Below are 18,004 nucleotides of genomic sequence, written 5' to 3'. Positions count from 1 at the left end.
GCCATCAAGCTGACAATACAGCCGGAAGCATGGCAGTGATGCCATTATTCCGGCTGGTTGTCGACTCAGGCGCTCAGCTGATCAGCGTAGGCTGCGAGGTGATGATCCTCGTCGCCGAGCTGGTGCGAAATCATGACCAGACGCTTGGCGTAATGCGCGCCGGCGTATTCCCAGGTCATGGCGATACCGCCATGCAACTGGATCGACTGTTCGGCAACGTAACGCGCGGCACGGTTGACCATGTACTTGGCAGCGGACAGCTTGGCGCTGCGCAGATCGCTGTCTTCGTCATTGGCCAGCGATGCAGCCAGGGTCGCCATGGAGGTCGCGCGCTCGAGCTCGCTGACCATGTCGACCATGCGGTGCTGCAGAACCTGGAACTTGCCGATGACCACGCCGAACTGCTTGCGGGTCTTCAGATAGTCCAGGGTGATGTCGCACAGCTCGCGCATGGCACCGACGGCTTCAGCGCACAGCGCGGCGATGGCGCGACCGGACTGGTAGCGGATGGCGTTATAGGCCTGGCCTGCGGTACCCAGCAGCTCGCCCTTGGCGCCATCGAGATACAGCTCGCAACCCTTGCGCCCGTCAACGGTAGCGTAGTCGCGACGGCGAACGCCTTCGCTGCTCGGATCGATGATGAACAGGCTGATGCCGTCCTTGTCGCGAGCTTCCCCAGCGGTACGCGCGGAGACGATGATCTTGCCGGCGGTGTGACCACCGATGACCACGCCCTTGCGACCATTCAGGACCCAGGCGTCACCCTGCTGCGAAGCGGTAGTGGTAACGTTGTTCAGCTCGTAGTGGCTGTTGAGCTCTTCCAGGGCTACGGTGGCCTGCAGCTCGCCCGAGGCGATGCCGGCCAGCAGTTCTTCCTTCTGCGCGTCGGAACCCAGCTGGGTAATCAGACCGCCAGCGAAGATGACCGACTCCATGTAGGGCTCGAGGCAGATTCCACGACCGAGCTCCTGCATAATCAGCATGTTTTCCACGCCGCTGCCGCCGAAGCCGCCGAGTTCTTCCGGGAAGGGAATGGCGGTCAGGCCCAGCTCGCCCATCTGCTTCCAGAAGTCGACCGAGAAGCCGGCTTCGCTCTTGCTGGCGTGCTCGCGCTTGTCAAAGGTGTAGGTATCGCGAACCAGACGGGCCGCGGTTTCCTGGAGCATCTGTTGCTCTTCAGACAGTTTGAAGTCCACGGGCAGTCTCCTTAGAGTTCGAGAATCATTTTCGAGACGATATTCTTCTGGATCTCGTTGGATCCGCCGAAGATCGACAGTTTGCGCATGTTGAAGTACGAGGACGCCAGCGATGCCGCGTAGTCACCCACCAGTACTTCACCTTCGTAGCCGTATTCCATTTCTTCCGGCAGGAAGGGCAGGGCGTACACACCCAGGGCCTTGCGCAGCAGGTTGGTGATGGCCTGGCGAATCTCGGTGCCCTGAACCTTGAGGATCGAGCTTTCCGCGCCCGGTACGCCACCTTCGGAGGCCGCGGCAACGATACGCAGGGTGCTCATCTCGGCAGCCATCAGCTGCATCTCGACTTCAGCGATCTGCGTGCGGAACAGCGTGTCTTCGATCAGCGGCTTGCCATTCTTCATCTGCTTGGAGGCAACGCGCTTGAGGTGGCGCATGGCCGCCTTGGAGGCGCCGATGCCGGCCAGACCGGTACGCTCGTGAGTCAGCAGGTACTTGGCACAGGTCCAGCCCTTGTTCTCTTCGCCGACCAGGTTCTCGACCGGGACCTTGACGTCGTCGAAGAAGACTTCGTTGACTTCATGATCGCCGTCCAGGGTAATGATCGGGCGCACTGTGATACCCGGGGTAGCCATGTCGATCAGCAGGAAGGAAATACCGCGCTGCTGCTGGGCTTCGGGGTCGGTACGCACCAGACAGAAGATCCAGTTGGCGTGCTGGCCCAGAGTGGTCCAGGTCTTCTGGCCGTTGACGATGTAGTGATCGCCGTCACGGACTGCGCGAGTCTTCAGCGAAGCCAGGTCGGAACCGGCGCCCGGCTCGGAGTAACCCTGACACCACCAGTCGGTGCCGTCGAGGATACGCGGCAGGTACTTCTGCTTCTGCTCTTCGGTGCCGAACTTGATGATTACCGGGGCGACCATATTGACGCCGAACGGCACCAGGCGCGGAGCGCCGGCAGCTGCGGACTCTTCGTCGAAGATGTGCTTCTCGATCGGACCCCAATCGGTGCCGCCGTGCTCGACCGGCCAGCCCGGTGCGTACCAGCCCTGCTTGGACAGAATCTTCTGCCAGCGCTCGTGGTCTTCCTTGGCCATGTGCTTGCCAAGTTTGACCTTGGCCGCGATGTCCTCGGGCAGGTTGTTCTTCAGAAACTCACGCACTTCGTCACGGAAGGCGAGCTGCTCGGGTGAGAAATGGATTTCCATGTGTAGTCCTCGTTATATACGGTACGGTCCCGCCGGCGAACCGGCGGGTTCCGGGTCATCAGAGATCGGCGAACTTGCGACCTTCCTTGGCCAGCTTCTCCAGCAGCGGCGCCGGCTTCCACCAGGCTCCGAGCTTGTCGTGGAATTCGCAGATCTTCGCGTACACGCGATCGACTCCGACGGCATCGGCATAGAACATCGGGCCGCCCTGGTGGGCGGGGAAGCCGTAACCGTTCAGGTAGATCACATCGATGTCGCTGGCGCGCTGGGCAATACCTTCTTCGAGGATCTTGGCGCCCTCGTTGATCAGCGCGTAAATGGTGCGCTCAATGATGTACTCATCGGAGAGTTGCTGACGCTCGACACCCTGCTCTTTTGAAGCGGCTTCGAGGATCGGCGGCAGGTCCGGGTTCTCCTGCGGGGTACGCGAGCCCGGCTCATATACATAGAAGCCCTTGCCGGTTTTCTGACCGAGCATGCCGGCTTCAGCCATCTTGTCCAGAATCGTCGGCAGCTTGTATTCGGCTGGCAGGGTCTGACGCTGGCGAGTGCGGATAGCCAGGCCGATGTCCAGCCCGGACAGGTCGCGCATCGCGAACGGTCCCATGGCCATGCCGAACTTCTTCAGCACGCCGTCGACCTGGGCCGGAGTGGCGCCTTCTTCGAGCAGGAATTCCGATTCGCGGCCGTACTGGAAGACCATGCGGTTGCCGACGAAGCCATCGCAGACCCCAACTGGTACTGAGACCTTTTTCAGCTTCTTGCCGATCGCCATGGCGGTAGCCAGCACTTCGTTGCTGGTCTTTTCGCCGCGCACCACTTCCAGCAGGCGCATGACGTTGGCCGGGCTGAAGAAGTGCAGACCGACGACATCTTCCGGACGCTTGGTGAATTCGGCGATCTTGTTCAGATCCAGTGAGGACGTGTTGCTCGCCAGTATCGCGCCCGGCTTGCAGTTGGCATCCAGCGCTTCGAAAACCTTCTGCTTGACGCCCATCTCTTCGAATACCGCTTCGACGACCACATCGACGTCACCGAGGTCAGCGTAGTCGGTAACGCCGCTGATCAGGCCCATGCGCTTTTCCAGCGCGTCCTGAGTCAGGCTGCCGCGCTTGACGCTCATGCCGTAGGTGTCACGGGCACGGTCGATGGCCTTGTCGCGGGCTTCGCTGCTGATTTCAAGGATCTTCACCGGAATGCCGGCGTTAGCGAAGCAGATGGCAATGCCCACGCCCATGGTGCCGCCACCGATGACGCCGGCGGACTTGATCTCGCGAACCGGGGTGTCCTTGGGCAGGTCGTCAACCTTGGAGGCTTGACGCTCGGAGAAGAATGCATGAACCAGAGCGCCGCGCTGTGGGGAGGTCAGACATTCGCCGAACAGCTCGCGCTCGCGCTTGAGGCCTTCTTCCAGCGGCAAGGTGAATGACGCTTCGACGGCGGAGACGCAACGCTGCGGCGAGAACAGGCCTGGCATCTTCTTCTCGATCTCGGCGCGCTTGGCAGCGACGGCACCAGCATTGTCCACGCCTTCGAGCTTGTCGGTACGCTCGCCGGTGCGGCGCGCGCCCTTTCCGTCCATCAACAATTGCTGGGCAAAGGCAATGCCTTCGGAGAGCAGATCACCCTCGATCAGCTTGTCGACCACACCCAGCTCGAACGCTTCCGGGGCACCGATCGGGTTGCCGGAAACAATCATGTCCAGAGCCTTGGGTACGCCCACCAGGCGCGGCAGACGTTGAGTACCGCCAGCGCCGGGCAGCAGACCCAGTTTGACTTCAGGCAGGCCGACCTTGGCGTCCTTGCGGGCGATGCGGTAGTGGCAGCTGACGGCAACTTCAAGGCCGCCGCCCAGCGCTGTGCCATGGATAACGGCAACGCTCGGCTTGTTACCGGCTTCGATGCCGGCGACTACTTCGGGGAGGCTCGGAGACTTCGGCGGCTTACCGAATTCCTTGATGTCGGCACCGGCCATGAAGGTCATGCCTTCACAGACCAGGACGATGGCTTTGACTTCCGGATCGGCTTCGGCGGCCTTGAAGCAGTTCTGCAGGCCTTCGCGCACCGCAATCCCCAATGCGTTGACCGGTGGATTGTTGACTGTGACGACGGCAATGTCGCCTTGGCGTTCCAGGGTAACCACGTCCGACATGCTTAACCTCCGTTTAATTGGGTGGGCTGTGTTTCACTATGCGAAATAATGAAACCATGTTTCGCTAGGCAAAATACAAAAAAACAAATCCTTTGTCGATGCCCCGCGCAGGCGAAATGTGGATGAATCATTCAAGGTGATGGCCCGCTTCGCAGCATGCTGGCTGAGAGAGCGGGCGATAGTTTTTGGCAGCCCGGTGGCGCTTTGGTTCCAGCCAGGCTGACCGGCGCGGTCAGACGCCGAGCCGTTCGACATCCCGCGCGAGCATCGCCAACTGGTGAGCCAGCTGATTCTTCACTTTCTCTTCGGAGACCAGATACGACGGTGCCCCGCAGGTTAGCGCCATCAGCGTGCCGTCCTGAAGAAACAAGGGCACGCCGGCAGCGTTGACATTGCGATCCCAGTCGCCGAGAGACAGACAGAAGCCATGCGTGGCGTAATCGTCGAAACTGCGCGCCAGGCCGGCCTCAAGCTCGTCCCAATTTTCCGGATGACGATCTTTCAGGGCGGCGATCACGTGGCTACGCTCTTCTTCTTTCATCGCAGCCAGATAGGCGCGTCCGGCGGCGGTCGTCGCCAGTGGCAGGCGCACACCGACGTCCATCCGCAAGGACGTGGTCTCCGCAGGGCGGCAATTCTCTACGTAGATCATCGATAGCCGATCGCGGCAGGTCAGGCCGACCGAGGTGTTGGTCGTTCTGGCGAACTCATCCAGATAGGGTTTCGCCAACTGACGGACACGCAGATTGGAGACATAAGCATAGCCGAGGGCGAGGACGCCCGAATCGAGCTGATACTTTTCCAACTGAGGGGAATAACTGAGATAACCGAGCTTGGTGAGCGTGTAGGTCATCCGCGAGACGGTGGGCTTGGGCAGGCCGGTTATCCGGGCGATATCCTGATTGCCCATGACGACCGCGCCCTGGCTGAACGCACGCAACACATCCAGGCCGCGTGAAAGCGCCTCGACGAATTTGCGGTCCTTGCCGGGCAACGTCTCCTTGAGGGTTTCCAACTCTTCGTTCATGTGGTCTGGTTACCTTATCGATGCGTCCTGCAGCGGTCTATTATTGTTCTTCACGTACCCCGGATTGTTTTCCGGAAGTCGAAACCATACCAGATGCAGGCGTTCTGCACAGCGAGACTGTAGCGAGATTGTCTCGATGATTGCACACTTGGGATGGATAGAATAGCATCTTTTTGGTATGTAGTTTCGCACTGCAAAATAACAATCCGAAAAAGAGGTTCAGATGTCGACTCCCGCACATTCGGTCGTGACCACCCAACTGGCGCAACTTGGACACAGCAACGTTTTCGACGTGCTGGAGCAAGCCTGCCAGCGCTACGGAGACAAACCGGCCTTCTCCTGCGGGCCCGAGACCCTGAGCTTCAGCGAGCTGCGCGACAAGGCTGACCTGTTCGCGCGCTACCTGCGCCACGAGGCGGGGCTGGAGCCCGGCGATCGCCTGGCCATCCAGCTGCCCAACCTGCTGCAATACACCATCGCCATTTTCGGTGCGATGAAGGCCGGTCTGGTTATCGTCAATACCAACCCGCAGTACACGCCGCCTGAAGCCCGTCATCAGTTCGCCGACTCCGGCGCCAAGGCCGTGGTGGTCCTCGACAAGCTGGTTCCGCTGGTGCGCAAGATCGAGGGCGCTACCGATATCGACCTGCTGATCATCACGGGCGCCGATGACCTGCGCAATCCGGTGTACGACACCGATGAAAAGGAAGCGGTTCGCTTCATGCAGGCGCTGCGCCGCGGCGAAGCGCTACCTGACGTCCAGCCCGAGCGAGGTCTTGATGACCTGGCCCTGCTGCAATACACCGGCGGAACAACGGGCGTGTCCAAGGGCGCCATGCTCACTCACCGAAACATCCTCAGCAACGTGCTGCAGGCGGTGAGCATCATCCGCGAAGGGGACGTCGAATACGGTAACGAAGTGCGGGTGTCGCCATTGCCGCTGTACCATATCTTCGCTTTCACGGCGAATTGCATCGCTTCGGTGTATACCGGCTTCCACAGTATCCTTATCAGCAATCCCCGCGACCTCGACAGCATGATTGCGGATATCAAACGTCAACCAATCACCTTGCTGACCGGCATCAATTCGCTGTTCGTCTCGCTGATGAACCATCCCGAATTCGACAGCATCGATTTCAGCAAACTGAAGTGGGTGAACTCCGGTGGCGCACCGCTCAACACGGAGATTGCCAAGCGCTGGCAGGCTCGTACAGGGGCGGTGATCCGCGAAGGATACGGACTGACCGAGACATCGCCGGTGGTGGTGGCTTCGACCGCTTTCACACCGTACAAGGAAGGCTTCATTGGCCGCGCGGTGATCGATACCGAAATGAAGACCATCGATGACAACGGTAACGAGACGCCGCGCGGCGAGCCGGGTGAGTTGCTTATTCGCGGTCCCCAGGTGATGCAAGGCTACTGGCAGCGCCCCGGTGAGACCGCCGAGGTCATCACCGATGACGGTTGGCTGAAGACCGGTGACGTCGGCATCATCGACGACGAGGGTTTCCTGAAACTGGTTGATCGCAAGAAGGACATGATTCTGGTGTCCGGCTTCAACGTCTACCCCAATGATGTGGAAGACGCGGTCATGCGTCATCCGGGCATCCGCGAGTGCGTCGCGGTCGGCGTGCCGGACGAGCGCAAGGGCGAGGCGATCAAGTTGTTCGTCAGCCTGAATGACCAGAGCCTCGACGAGCAGGCAATCATCGCGCACTGCCGTGAGCATCTGACCGGTTACAAAGTGCCGAGTTACATCGAAATCCGCGAAGACTTGCCCAAATCCACCGTCGGCAAGCTGCTGCGCCGCGTGTTGCGTGACGAAGCCCGCGCGCAGTTCGAACAATGAGCGCGCTCAGCCTCGTCATAACGGATGGCATCGCCGAGATCGGGCTGGACGACGGCAAGGCCAACGCACTATCGCAGAGCATGATCGAGGCGCTGCTCGATGCGCTCGAGCAGGCTGCGCAGGCCGATGCGGCGGTGCTGCTGCACGGTCGTCCGGGGATGTTCAGTGGTGGGTATGACCGCAAACTGATCGATGCAGGCGGGCCCGCACGTGACGCCATGCGCGAGGCGGGCGACCGGTTGACCGTGGCGCTGCTCGATTTTCCGGCGCCGCTAGTGATTGCCAGCACTGGACACGCCATGGCCAAGGCGGCTTTTCTTCTATTGTTGGCCGACTACCGGTTCGGATCGGCCGGACCATTCAAGATCAGCCTCAACGAGGTCGCGATCGGCATGACCATGCCTGATGTCGCCATGCATCTCGCGCGCGAACGAATCCCGACCGCCTGGCTGTCCCGCTGCGCGTTGCAGGCTGAGATGCTCGACCCGGCGCAGGCCGTGGAGGCTGGGTTTCTCGACGAGCTGTGCCCGCCGGATCAGTTGATCGAGCGGGCACGGAGCAAGGTAAAGGCCTTGGCGGTTCTGGATCGTCGGGCCTACCGGGAAACGCGGCGGTTGCTGAATGCACCGCTTCGTGAGGCGATCGGGCAGTCGTTGGGAGACTGATCGGTAACGAGCCGCAGGAGTGGCTGGTTGCATCCCCTTTCGCGGTCATGCCCGCTCCTACAAGGAGAGCCGGCTTGGGTTTCTGTAGGAGCGCACCTGGGCGCGAAGGGGGTCCATGAGCCACCTCCTCGCGCTGAGGTCCCGACGACCCCGTCCGCCCCTACACGGGGTCCAGATCAGCTGCGCTGGTAGGTGCCGATCAGACGGTTCATAGCCAGTGTATGGCGCTCGACCTTGGCCAGCAGCTCCCACATGTTCATGCCTTCTGGCAGATGCAGGTCTGCATCCAGCGCCAGAATCCAGTAATAGTAATGGTGGCGGCCATGGCCTTCAGGCGGCATCGGGCCGTTGTAGCCGATCTTGCCGAAGTTGTTCTTGCCGGACGTAAAGTCGCTGGTACCTTCGGGTAGAGACTCGACTTCGGACGGAATGTTGTACAGCACCCAATGAACGAAACCGTAGGTACCGTTAGGCGAAATCAGCGGCGCATCCGGGTCATGACAGATGATCGCGAACGATTTAGTCCCCGCGGGCGGATTGGACCAGCTCAGCGCAGGAGAGGCGTCAACGCCTTCACCGGTGTGCTTGGTGGGAATGGATCCATGCTGCTCGAAAGCGGTGCTGGTCAGTTGCAGTTCGGTGGACAGTGCGAAACCCATATAACCTCCTCGGATTGGATGCGTTGTGTCGAGTGCGGAGCGTATTGACTGCCGACTCCGCCGGCCTGCCGTGGTTCCCGGCTCAGCGCACCAGGGCGCTTAGCAACCACAGCCCCAGCAGCAACCAGATGACGCCGGCAATAAAATGTCTACGCATGAACGCGCGTACACCTGCATAGAGTAGCAGTAGCCCGACGATCACCGCGGCGATACTCAGCCAGCTGCTATTGACGCCCAGCGTACGGGCGAAGCCATTGATAAAGGCCGCGCTTGCGCCACTGAGCATATCGAACAGCCAGGCGAGGCTGTCGATGATCACCCGGACAATCGAGCCGAGTACTTCTCCGAGCCATTCGAACGGATTCATTTGTGTCATTATTCCTGCGAAATCGAAGTGGCGATACCTTAGCAGAACCGCTGGTCGGCGCACATGCCAGCGAGCTGCTGCGAAGTGCAGCCCGGAAACAATGAAGCCCTGCGGGGCGGCAGGGCTTCATGGGGTCTTGCGTGTTACTTGGGCGGGTTAAACTCGCTCGATCACCGCCGCGACGCCCTGACCCAGGCCGATGCACAGGCTGACCAGGGCATAGCGGCCACCGGTACGCTCAAGCTGGCGCGTGGCAGTCAGTGCCAGACGACCGCCGGAAGCGCCCAGCGGGTGTCCGACGGCAATGGCGCCGCCGTTGGGGTTCAGACGCGGATCGTTGAAGTCCAGTTCCAACAGCTTCGCACAGCCCAGCACCTGCGAAGCGAAGGCCTCGTTGATCTCGATAACGTCCATGTCCTTGAGGGTCAGACCGGCGCGTGACAGCGCCTTCTTGCAGGCCTCGACCGGGCCGACGCCCATGATGCGCGGCGGCACGCCGGCTACCGCACCGGCCAGAATCCGCGCCCGCGGCTTGATGCCGAACTTGTTGCCCACCGCCTCCGAGCCGAGGATAAGCGCAGCAGCGCCATCATTCACGCCAGAAGCGTTGCCGGCAGTGACCACGCCGCCTTCCGACAGCGGTCTCAGTTTCGACAGGGCTTCGAGGTTACTTTCCGGACGTGGATGCTCGTCCTGATCAACCAGCTTCGGCGGCTTTTTGCGACCCTGCGGCACTTCGATACCGTGGATCTCGTCCTTGAAGAAACCGTCAACGCGGGCCTTTTCGTACAGTTCCTGACTGCGCGCGGCATAGGTATCAGCCTGCTCGCGGCTGATGTTCAGCTCTTCGGCGACGTTATCCGCAGTCTGCGGCATGGTGTCGGCGCCATGTGCCTGTTCGACCTTGGGATTAGGGAAGCGCGCACCGATGGTGCTGTCGAAGGCGCGGAATTCGCGCGAGTAGGGCGACTCGCTCTTGGCGATGACGAAAGGCGCACGGCTCATGCTCTCAGCGCCTCCGGCAATGATCAGGTCGCCTTCGCCAGCGCGGATCATCCGGTGGCCGTCGAGTACCGCGGCGAGGCCGGAACCGCACAGGCGGTTGACGGTTATGCCCGGCACGTTGTGCGGCAGCCCGGACAGCAGGGCTGCATGGCGTGCCAGGTTACGGGCATCTTCGCCAGCCTGATTGGTACAGCCCATCACCACGTCTTCATAGGCCATGGTGTCAAAGCCGTTGCGTTCGATCAGCGCACGCATGACTTCGGCGAGCAGGTCATCCGGCCGCACGCTGGCCAGAGCACCGGCGTGGCGACCGAAAGGGGAACGCAGACCATCGTAAATGTAGGCAATGCTCATGGATTACTCCTGGTTGTCCGGGGTGGTCAGTGGCAGATCGAGTTGGGCGCGACGGCGCAGCCAGGGGCTGGGCCGGTAACGCGGCTCGCCATACACCGCCTGTAGATTGCACAGCACAGTCAACACGCGCTGCTTGCCGAAGTGTTCGCCGAAGGCCAGCGGGCCCTTGGGGTAACCGAGTGCAAGCTGGATAGCGCGATCCAATGTTTCCGGAGTGGCGATGCCTTTTTGCGCGATGTCACAACCGAGGTTGGTCACGCTGGCGATCAGGCGCTGGATGACGAAGCCGGGCGAGTCGTTGATGACCTCTACCGGAACCCCATCGGCGCCGAGTGCCTGGCGAGCCTGGGCAACGATGTCGGCGGCGACCGCAGGGTTGCGCATCAGGATTCGGCGCTTGTCCCAGTTGGCGAAAACATCGATCGCCACGGTACGCTCGGCGGGCAGGCCCAGGTGCAGCAGGGCGGTTGTGCAATCTTCGCCAAGCGGGGTCACCAGGCAAATGGCTTCTTCGCTTGGCTGGTTGCCGGTTTCCAGGGTCGCGCCGGCAGCAGACAAGGCAGCATGCACATCGCTGCGCACGGCGGCGTCGTCGCAATGCAGCCAGAACGGGCGAGTGACCATGACGGTCTCAGGGACCTGCTCCGGCTCCTCGATCTTCTGGCCGTCCTCATAGCGGTAGAAGCCCTGCCCGGTCTTGCGCCCCAGCAGGCCGGCCGCCACACGCTGCGCTGCGATGAAGGACGGGGTGTAGCGCGGGTCATGATAGAACTGCTCGTACACCGACTCCATCACCGCGTGGGAAACGTCGAGGCCGGTCAGGTCGAACAGCTCGAACGGACCCATGCGAAAGCCGGGGCCGTCACGCAGGATACGATCGATCTGTTGCGGCGTGGCGACGCCCTCGCTGAGCATGCGCAGCGCTTCGGTGCCGAAGGCACGGCCGGCATGGTTGACCAGGAAGCCGGGGGTGTCCGGGGTGATCGCCGGGAAGTGGCCGGCCTTTTCGGCCAGTTCAACCAGGCCCTGGATGTAGCGCTCATCGGTGCGCGAACCACGTACCACTTCGACAATCTTCATCAGCGGGACGGGGTTGAAGAAATGGAAGCCGGCTACGCGCTCGGGGCGCTGGCAGCCGGCAGCGATGCGGGTGACCGAGAGCGAAGACGTGTTGGTGGCGAGCAGGCAGTCCTCGCGAACGATGGCTTCCAGATCGCGGAACAGGTTCTGTTTGACCTCGAGCAGTTCGACGATGGCCTCAATAATCAGATCGCAGTCCTTCAGATCTTCCAGGCTCGATGCCGGCTGCATGCGTGCGACGGTGGCGTCGTAATCGTCCTGACTCAGCTTGCCCTTGGCGACCGAACGCTGCAACAGGTTGCGGTTGAACTCGAGTGCGTCGGCGATCGCTTCGGCGCGCGTGTCATACATTAATACCTGCTGGCCGCTGGAGGCGAACAGCTGGGCGATGCCGCGGCCCATGGCACCGGCGCCGATCACGCCAATCCGGTTGAACATGCGTACACTCCTCGTTACTCTTGTCGTTCCGCATAGCGGAATGAGGTTTCGTTGCAGGTATGCGAGATTAAATCCTGGCCTGCGCCGTTGCAAGTTCGCCCGGCCAGCAGGCCTCGCGCCGTTAGCCCGGCGGCGTGGCATACTTGTCTCACATCAGGACAGTCGAGGCTGGCTAGGGCCGGCTGGTGGCTGTAGTGTCCCGCAAGTGTAGATTAAGGTGGTGTCTAGTGGATCAGGATCAACGTCAGGCTGTCGAGCGCTCGGTCACCGGCTTCTTTCAGGATCTGGGCGTGGAGCTGGTGGAATACGGCAAGGACCGGGCGGTTATCGCTCTGACGCTGACTCAGAAGCATATGAACAATGCCAGCAACCTGCATGGCGGCGTCACTGCCAGCCTGTTGGACATCGCCATGGGCCTGTGCGGCACCTGGGCGCCGAGCGCCGAGGAGCGCCGCGTCGCCATCACGCTGTCGCTCAACGTGAATTTCTCCGCGACGGCCCCGGTGGGCACCCGGGTACGGGCCGTCGCGACCTGCCGCAATGCGGGCCACAAGGTATTCATGGCCAGCTGTGATCTGCTCGATGAGAATGACAAGCTGATCGGCTTCGGTGAAGGCGTATTCAAGAAGGGCGCGTTCCGCAAGGACCTGCCGTGAGCTGCCCGGCATGAAAGCGGCGCTGCTACCGCTGGGCGTCGGCCTGGAGTTGCTGGCTCTGCTGAGTGCCTTCAAGCCGTTGAGCTGGTTGGCGGCGCTGGTCTTTCTTGCCTATTTCGCGTTGCATTTCAACCGGCTCAATCCCTACCCACGCTGGCTGGGGATCGTCACGCTGGCGATCGTCATTGCCTCGCTGTTCAGCCACCGCACCGATGCGGCCCTGTGGCCCCGGCTGGCCTCGTCAGCTGCGTATTACACCAGCTTCCTCGGTGCCCTGGGGCTGATGCAGCTGCTCGCCAAGCGTTTGCCGCAATTGCGTGAGATGCACAAGGCGCTGCTGTCCGGGTCGAAGGTCGTGTTGTACCCCCGCTATGTGCTGGCCGCGGGCAGCATCGGCTCGATTCTCAACTTCGGCATGATGAACCTGCTCTGCGGCACGCTCACCGAACATCTCAAGCGCTACCCGCTCACTGATGATCAGCGCCGCGCCGGCCTGCGCAGTGTGATGGTGACGACCCTGCGCGGCTTCGCGCTGGTGCCTCTGCTGGCACCGACCAGCGTCACCATTGCGATCATCTCGCGTGAAATGCCCGAGCTGTCCTGGGCCAGCATGGTGCCCTACGGGGTCGTCGCGGCGGTCATGATGATCCTGGTGGGATGGCGCCGTGAGACCGGCGGCCTGCTCGCCCTGCGGGACAGCATCGGCGACAGCAGCAAAGCAGAAGGCATGATCAGTCTGTTGATTGGGAGCCTGTTGGGGTTGGGGGCGATCGGTCTGCTGGCGTGGGTTTCCGGCTTGTCGGCGTCGCAATCGGCCATGGTGCTGGTCCCTTTCGGGGTAGTGTCGTTCCTGCTCTGGCGCGATCGTTCGCCGCGCGCCGCGCTGAGCGAGGTCACCGAGAACATGAGCAGTATGCACAACGAGATGTTCATCTTCGGTTGCGCCGCGGTACTGGGCGCGGTGCTCGGCGCTGTCGCCCCGCTCGAAGAGATCGCGACCTGGTTGGCACAGGAGCCCAAATACAACCTGTTGCTGGCCATCGCCAGTCTGTTCAGCACTATCACGCTGGCGGTGATTGGCGTCGCACCAATCGTCTCGCTGTCGTTGATAGCGGGCCTGTTGGCTCAGCTGGGCTATCTTGGTGTGCCGATCATGACGCCGGCGGTGGGGCTGATGTGCGGTTTTTCGCTGGCGATGATCTTCTCGCCGTTCGGCCCATCGACTCTGATCCTGGCGCGTTACAGTGGTGAGAAGCCCTGGCGCGTAGCCTTTGGCTGGAACGGGCGCTTCGTCGTGAGTGTCATGCCGTTGTTGCTGCTGTTATTGTTCGCCACCTACTGGTTGCATAGCTGAGGTCCAGCGTTCCATGCCTGAATTGCCCGAGGTCGAGACTACCCGCCGCGGCATCGCTCCCCACGTGGAGGGCCGTCGTGTGACGCGCCTGATCGTGCGCGATCGGCGTCTGCGCTGGCCGATTCCGGAGGATCTGGCGATCCAGATCGAGGATCAGACGTTCGCGTCGGTGAAGCGTCGCGCCAAGTATCTGTTGATGGATATCGGCGGCGGTACGCTGATCAGCCATCTGGGCATGTCAGGCAATTTGCGGCTGGTGCCGGCGGGTACGCCGGTGCTCAAGCACGAGCATGTCGATATCGAACTTGATTCGGGTATGACCCTGCGCTATACCGATCCGCGTCGGTTCGGTGCCATGCTCTGGAGCACCGATCCGCTCAACCACCCGCTGCTCGCCAGCCTCGGTCCCGAGCCGCTGTCGGACGACTTCGTGGGCGAGCGGCTGTTTCGCCTGTCACGCGGGCGCAGCATGGCGGTCAAGCCCTTCATCATGGATAACATGGTGGTGGTGGGCGTGGGCAACATCTACGCGACCGAGGCACTGTTCGCTGCGGGCATCGACCCGCGGCGCGAGGCCGGACGAATCAGCCGCGCTCGCTACGACCGACTCGCCGAGGAGATTCGTCGCGTACTGGCCTACGCCATCGAGCGCGGCGGTACCACGCTTCGCGACTTCATCGGCGGTGACGGTCAGCCCGGATACTTCCAGCAGGAGCTGTTTGCCTACGGTCGTGGCGGGCAGCTCTGCAAGGTGTGTGGAGCCACGCTGAGCGAGGTTCGCCTGGGCCAGCGCAGTTCGGTTTTCTGTCGCCGCTGCCAGCGCTGAACCCCGGTAAACGGGACGGGTTGGCAATTTTCTGCGGTCAGATTCCGTAATGTCACGATTGGGCCTACAATGGCCAAACGGCACCCGGGACGGGCGCCGTACGTGAGAATAATTGCCTACCGGGCCACCACCAGGGATCCTATTATGCGCCTGTTACGTCACACTACCGCCGTTCTGGCCGGCCTGCTGCTCGCCGGCAGTATTCACGCCGCTGACTCCGCTGCCTTTGGTTACGAAGAACACGTCGAAAATCCTGGCATCTTCGCCATGGTTGGAGACCTGATCATCGCGCGTCCGATCGGCGCTGCCGTAACAGCTGTCGGCGCTGCCGCGTTCATCGTCAGCCTGCCGTTCACTGCGCTGGCTGGCAACACTGCCGAAGCCGGACAGGAGCTAGTGGTGCGCCCCGGTCGCGAAACCTTCCTGCGCTGCCTCGGTTGCACCAAGACCGGTTACGGTCGTAAGCAACAGCAGGAAAGCCTCTGATATAGCCTGATCGGCGAAGCGGATGCGGCGGGCCGTCGCTACGCCGTTTCGTCGCTAGCTATGCGTGCATTCTCAAGGCCGGGCTGGCTCAGCGCGGCCCTGCTCACCCTCGTTGGTGTGTTCATCTGGAAGCCGGAGCTGGCCACCTTCGCTCAGTCTGCCTTCAGCGCCCGCCTGGCCAGCGCCTTGCCTTCGCCGCGAGGATCGCTGGCAGCGGACAGCTCACCGTTGCGCTTGTCCCAGTTCACCGCCTGCATGTCACCGTAATCGCGACCGACCGGCTTGATACGATGCCCTAGTCGCTCCAGTGCTGCGCGCTCGGCAGGCGAGAACGCATCGTCCTCCACCTGAATGTGGTCTGGCAGGTACTGGTGGTGGAAGCGCGGGCGCGAGACCCATTGCTCCACCGGTTGCCCCTCGATGGCTTCGAGGCTGCCCAGCAGGACCATGCTGATGATGCGACTACCGCCGGGTGTGCCCAGTACGGCCAGCTGCTGATCGTTCTCGAGCATGGTCGGGGTCATGCTCGACAAAGGCCGTTTGCCCGGCGCGATCGCATTCGCTTCGCTGCCGGCCAGCCCGTAGGCGTTGCTGCCGGCCGGGTCCGCGGCGAAATCGTCCATCTCGTTGTTCAGCAGCACGCCAGTGCCAGGCACGGTGAACGCGGCGCCAAAGGGCAGATTGACGCTCAGCGTGGCGGCGACGGCGTTACCATGGCGGTCAATCAACGAAAAATGCGTGGTATTGGTACCTTCGTTGAAGGCACGCGGAGCACCGAGCTCACTACTTGGCGTAGCGCGATCGGCAGATATGCTATCAGCCAAGGTCTTCGCATAATCTGCCGACACCAGCCGTGCGACGGGCACCTCGACCTGGTCGGCGTCGCCCAGCAGAGCAGTGCGGTCGCGGTACACCCGGCGCATCAGCTCGACCAGATAGTGGGTGCGCTGCACTGAGCCACGCTCGGTTTCCGGTAGCGACTCCAGCCCCTGCAGAATCCCCGCCAGCGCAATTCCGCCTGCGGAGGGCAGCGGCGCACTGATGATCTGGTGGCCCTGGCTGTGCCAGCGGACGGGTTCGCGCTCGACTACCTGATACGCGTCGAGGTCGGCCTGTTGCCAGATGCCTCCGGCTCCCCGCACGGCTTCGACCAAACGTTGAGCAGTCTGGCCGGCATAGAACCCATCGTGGCCATGCTGAGCCAGGGCGCGCAGGGTGGCGGCAAGCTCGGGCTGCTTGATCAGCGTGCCTTCGGCCGGTAACTCGCCATCGCGAAGGTAGATTCTTGCGGTCTCGGTATCGGCGCGCATCGCGTCCAGGCGGAAGCCACCGAGTGTGCGGTAACGGTCGCTGACCTGGAACCCTTTTTCCGCTGCCTCGATGGCGGACGCCAGGCTGGCCGCAAGCGGTAGCTCGCCGTAGCGTTCAGCCAGATGCACCAGAGCTGCCGGCAAGCCCGGTATGCCGGCAGCCAAGGGGCCATTCAGCGAGGCACTGCGAGATACCTTCCCGTCGGCGTCGCGATACATGTCCCGGTGCGCCGCCAGGGGCGCGGTTTCGCGCGCATCGAGGAAGCGGTAGTCCACGCCATCGTCCTGCTGGAGCCGCAGCAGAAAGAAGCCGCCCCCGCCGAGGCCGGAGCCCTGCGGTTCGACCACAGCCAGCGTCGCGGCCGCTGCAATGGCGGCGTCAAAGGCATTGCCGCCCTGGTCAAGGATCTGATGCGCGGCGTCGGTAGCGAAAGGATGGGCAGTGGCGACTGCCTGCTGATCGGGGACGGCGGCCTGGAGCGCACCGCTGATCAGCAGGCCAAGAGATAGCAGGGTACAGCGCAGGCGACTCATGCGGCGCCGGTAAGGATCTTGTACTTCTCCATCAATTCGTCCTTGCTCTCGACGTTGTTCGCGTCCAGAGGGATGCAGTCGACCGGGCACACCTGTTGGCACTGCGGCTCGTCGAAGTGACCGACGCACTCGGTGCACAGGTTGGGGTCGATCACGTAGATCTCCTCGCCCTGCGAGATGGCGCCATTTGGGCATTCCGGCTCACATACATCGCAGTTGATGCAGTCATCGGTAATGATCAGTGACATGGTGCTGGATACTCCGCTTACGCCTGATCGGGCCGAAAGCGCTTGATCAGGGCGTCGTTGACCTTGGGGTGAACGAACTTGGTGACATCACCATTCAACGCGGCGATCTCCCGCACCAGCGTTGAAGAAATATAGGAATACTTTTCCGATGGCGTCAGGAACAGGCTTTCGACATCCGGAGCCAGCACGCGGTTCATGTTCGCCAGCTGGAACTCGTATTCGAAGTCCGACACCGCCCGCAGCCCACGCAGCAACACGTTGGCATTCACTTCCTTGACGAAATGCGCCAGCAGCGAGGAGAAGCCCACGACCTCGACATTGGGCAGATGCGAGAGGACTTCGCGGGCCATCTCGACACGCTGCTCGAGTGGGAACGCGGGGTTCTTCTTCGGGCTCGCGGCCACCGCCACAACCACCCGGTCAAACAGCTTCGAAGCCCGCTCAACCAGATCGGTATGGCCTTTGGTAATGGGGTCGAAGGTGCCAGGGTAGAGAACCGTATTCATCGATCGGATGATCCTGCGCAGGAGGTGGGGAAGCGAATGGTAGCGCAATGCGCCGGCGGGACCAAGCCAGGAGCGGCGTGACCG

General features: G+C 62.1%; 17 protein-coding genes. 6 read left to right on the top strand and 11 right to left on the bottom strand.

Annotated elements, in window-relative coordinates:
* Window positions 1-65 precede the first annotated feature (65 nt).
* The 4 genes from BLT85_RS13975 to BLT85_RS13960 form a co-directional block, all read right to left on the bottom strand.
* Window positions 66-1,196: an acyl-CoA dehydrogenase family protein gene (locus BLT85_RS13975; RefSeq protein ID WP_093395942.1), complete on the bottom strand. Its 1,131-nt coding sequence runs from the start codon at window positions 1,194-1,196 to the stop codon at window positions 66-68.
* A gap of 11 nt (window positions 1,197-1,207) precedes the next feature.
* Window positions 1,208-2,404 carry an acyl-CoA dehydrogenase family protein gene (locus BLT85_RS13970; protein ID WP_093395939.1) on the bottom strand — a complete coding sequence of 399 codons (1,197 nt, stop codon included), beginning with the start codon at window positions 2,402-2,404 and terminating at the stop codon, window positions 1,208-1,210.
* Between the two features lie 58 nt (window positions 2,405-2,462).
* Window positions 2,463-4,556, bottom strand: coding sequence for a 3-hydroxyacyl-CoA dehydrogenase NAD-binding domain-containing protein (locus tag BLT85_RS13965; protein WP_093395936.1), 2,094 nt, complete (start codon window positions 4,554-4,556; stop codon window positions 2,463-2,465).
* 232 nt (window positions 4,557-4,788) lie between these two features.
* The gene (locus BLT85_RS13960; RefSeq protein ID WP_093395933.1) at window positions 4,789-5,583 is read right to left on the bottom strand and encodes an IclR family transcriptional regulator; all 795 of its coding nucleotides are present in this window, start codon (window positions 5,581-5,583) and stop codon (window positions 4,789-4,791) included.
* 223 nt (window positions 5,584-5,806) lie between these two features.
* On the opposite strand from BLT85_RS13960, the gene BLT85_RS13955 reads away from it, so the two are divergent.
* Both BLT85_RS13955 and BLT85_RS13950 read left to right on the top strand, forming a co-directional pair.
* Entirely contained in the window at window positions 5,807-7,432 is a 1,626-nt protein-coding gene (locus tag BLT85_RS13955; protein WP_093395930.1) for an AMP-binding protein, read from the top strand.
* Entirely contained in the window at window positions 7,429-8,097 is a 669-nt protein-coding gene (locus tag BLT85_RS13950) for a crotonase/enoyl-CoA hydratase family protein (RefSeq protein WP_093395927.1), read from the top strand. Before BLT85_RS13955 ends, BLT85_RS13950 begins: the two co-directional genes overlap by 4 nt.
* A 176-nt stretch (window positions 8,098-8,273) precedes the next feature.
* Here the strand turns inward: BLT85_RS13950 and BLT85_RS13945 are convergent, their stop codons facing one another.
* The 4 genes from BLT85_RS13945 to BLT85_RS13930 form a co-directional block, all read right to left on the bottom strand.
* Window positions 8,274-8,756, bottom strand: a complete 483-nt coding sequence (locus BLT85_RS13945; protein WP_093395924.1) for a YbhB/YbcL family Raf kinase inhibitor-like protein — start codon at window positions 8,754-8,756, stop codon at window positions 8,274-8,276.
* A gap of 82 nt (window positions 8,757-8,838) precedes the next feature.
* Window positions 8,839-9,123 (bottom strand): hypothetical protein, encoded by a 285-nt coding sequence (locus BLT85_RS13940; RefSeq protein WP_407920148.1) that lies wholly within the window; start codon window positions 9,121-9,123, stop codon window positions 8,839-8,841.
* A 156-nt stretch (window positions 9,124-9,279) separates the two neighbouring features.
* Window positions 9,280-10,482, bottom strand: a complete 1,203-nt coding sequence (locus tag BLT85_RS13935) for a 3-oxoadipyl-CoA thiolase (protein WP_093395917.1) — start codon at window positions 10,480-10,482, stop codon at window positions 9,280-9,282.
* Window positions 10,483-10,485: 3 nt separating this feature from the next.
* Entirely contained in the window at window positions 10,486-12,000 is a 1,515-nt protein-coding gene (locus BLT85_RS13930; protein WP_093395914.1) for a 3-hydroxyacyl-CoA dehydrogenase, read from the bottom strand.
* Window positions 12,001-12,227: 227 nt separating this feature from the next.
* On the opposite strand from BLT85_RS13930, the gene BLT85_RS13925 reads away from it, so the two are divergent.
* The 4 genes from BLT85_RS13925 (at window position 12,228) to BLT85_RS13910 (ending at window position 15,322) form a co-directional block, all read left to right on the top strand.
* Window positions 12,228-12,656, top strand: coding sequence for a PaaI family thioesterase (locus BLT85_RS13925; RefSeq protein ID WP_093395911.1), 429 nt, complete (start codon window positions 12,228-12,230; stop codon window positions 12,654-12,656).
* 10 nt (window positions 12,657-12,666) lie between these two features.
* Window positions 12,667-14,010: a hypothetical protein gene (locus BLT85_RS13920; RefSeq protein ID WP_093395908.1), complete on the top strand. Its 1,344-nt coding sequence runs from the start codon at window positions 12,667-12,669 to the stop codon at window positions 14,008-14,010.
* 13 nt (window positions 14,011-14,023) lie between these two features.
* Complete coding sequence (gene mutM, locus BLT85_RS13915) at window positions 14,024-14,836, top strand: bifunctional DNA-formamidopyrimidine glycosylase/DNA-(apurinic or apyrimidinic site) lyase (RefSeq protein ID WP_093395905.1); 813 nt, start codon at window positions 14,024-14,026, stop codon at window positions 14,834-14,836.
* A gap of 144 nt (window positions 14,837-14,980) precedes the next feature.
* The gene (locus tag BLT85_RS13910) at window positions 14,981-15,322 is read left to right on the top strand and encodes a hypothetical protein (RefSeq protein WP_093395902.1); all 342 of its coding nucleotides are present in this window, start codon (window positions 14,981-14,983) and stop codon (window positions 15,320-15,322) included.
* Between the two features lie 152 nt (window positions 15,323-15,474).
* Here the strand turns inward: BLT85_RS13910 and ggt are convergent, their stop codons facing one another.
* Genes ggt through coaD form a run of 3 tightly spaced genes read right to left on the bottom strand, consistent with a single transcriptional unit; the run spans window position 15,475 to window position 17,920 of the window.
* On the bottom strand, window positions 15,475-17,166 hold the full coding sequence (gene ggt, locus BLT85_RS13905; protein WP_093395900.1) for a gamma-glutamyltransferase: 1,692 nt from the start codon (window positions 17,164-17,166) through the stop codon (window positions 15,475-15,477).
* On the bottom strand, window positions 17,163-17,414 hold the full coding sequence (locus BLT85_RS16790; protein ID WP_093395897.1) for a YfhL family 4Fe-4S dicluster ferredoxin: 252 nt from the start codon (window positions 17,412-17,414) through the stop codon (window positions 17,163-17,165). The genes ggt and BLT85_RS16790 overlap by 4 nt, the downstream gene beginning before the upstream one ends.
* Window positions 17,415-17,431: 17 nt before the next feature.
* The gene (coaD, locus tag BLT85_RS13895) at window positions 17,432-17,920 is read right to left on the bottom strand and encodes a pantetheine-phosphate adenylyltransferase (RefSeq protein ID WP_093395894.1); all 489 of its coding nucleotides are present in this window, start codon (window positions 17,918-17,920) and stop codon (window positions 17,432-17,434) included.
* Between the last annotated feature and the right edge of the window lie 84 nt (window positions 17,921-18,004).

This window comes from Halopseudomonas xinjiangensis, from assembly GCF_900104945.1.
Lineage (GTDB): Bacteria > Pseudomonadota > Gammaproteobacteria > Pseudomonadales > Pseudomonadaceae > Halopseudomonas > Halopseudomonas xinjiangensis.
Note: the sequence above shows the minus strand (reverse complement) of the source record. Positions and strands in the feature narration are given on the sequence as shown.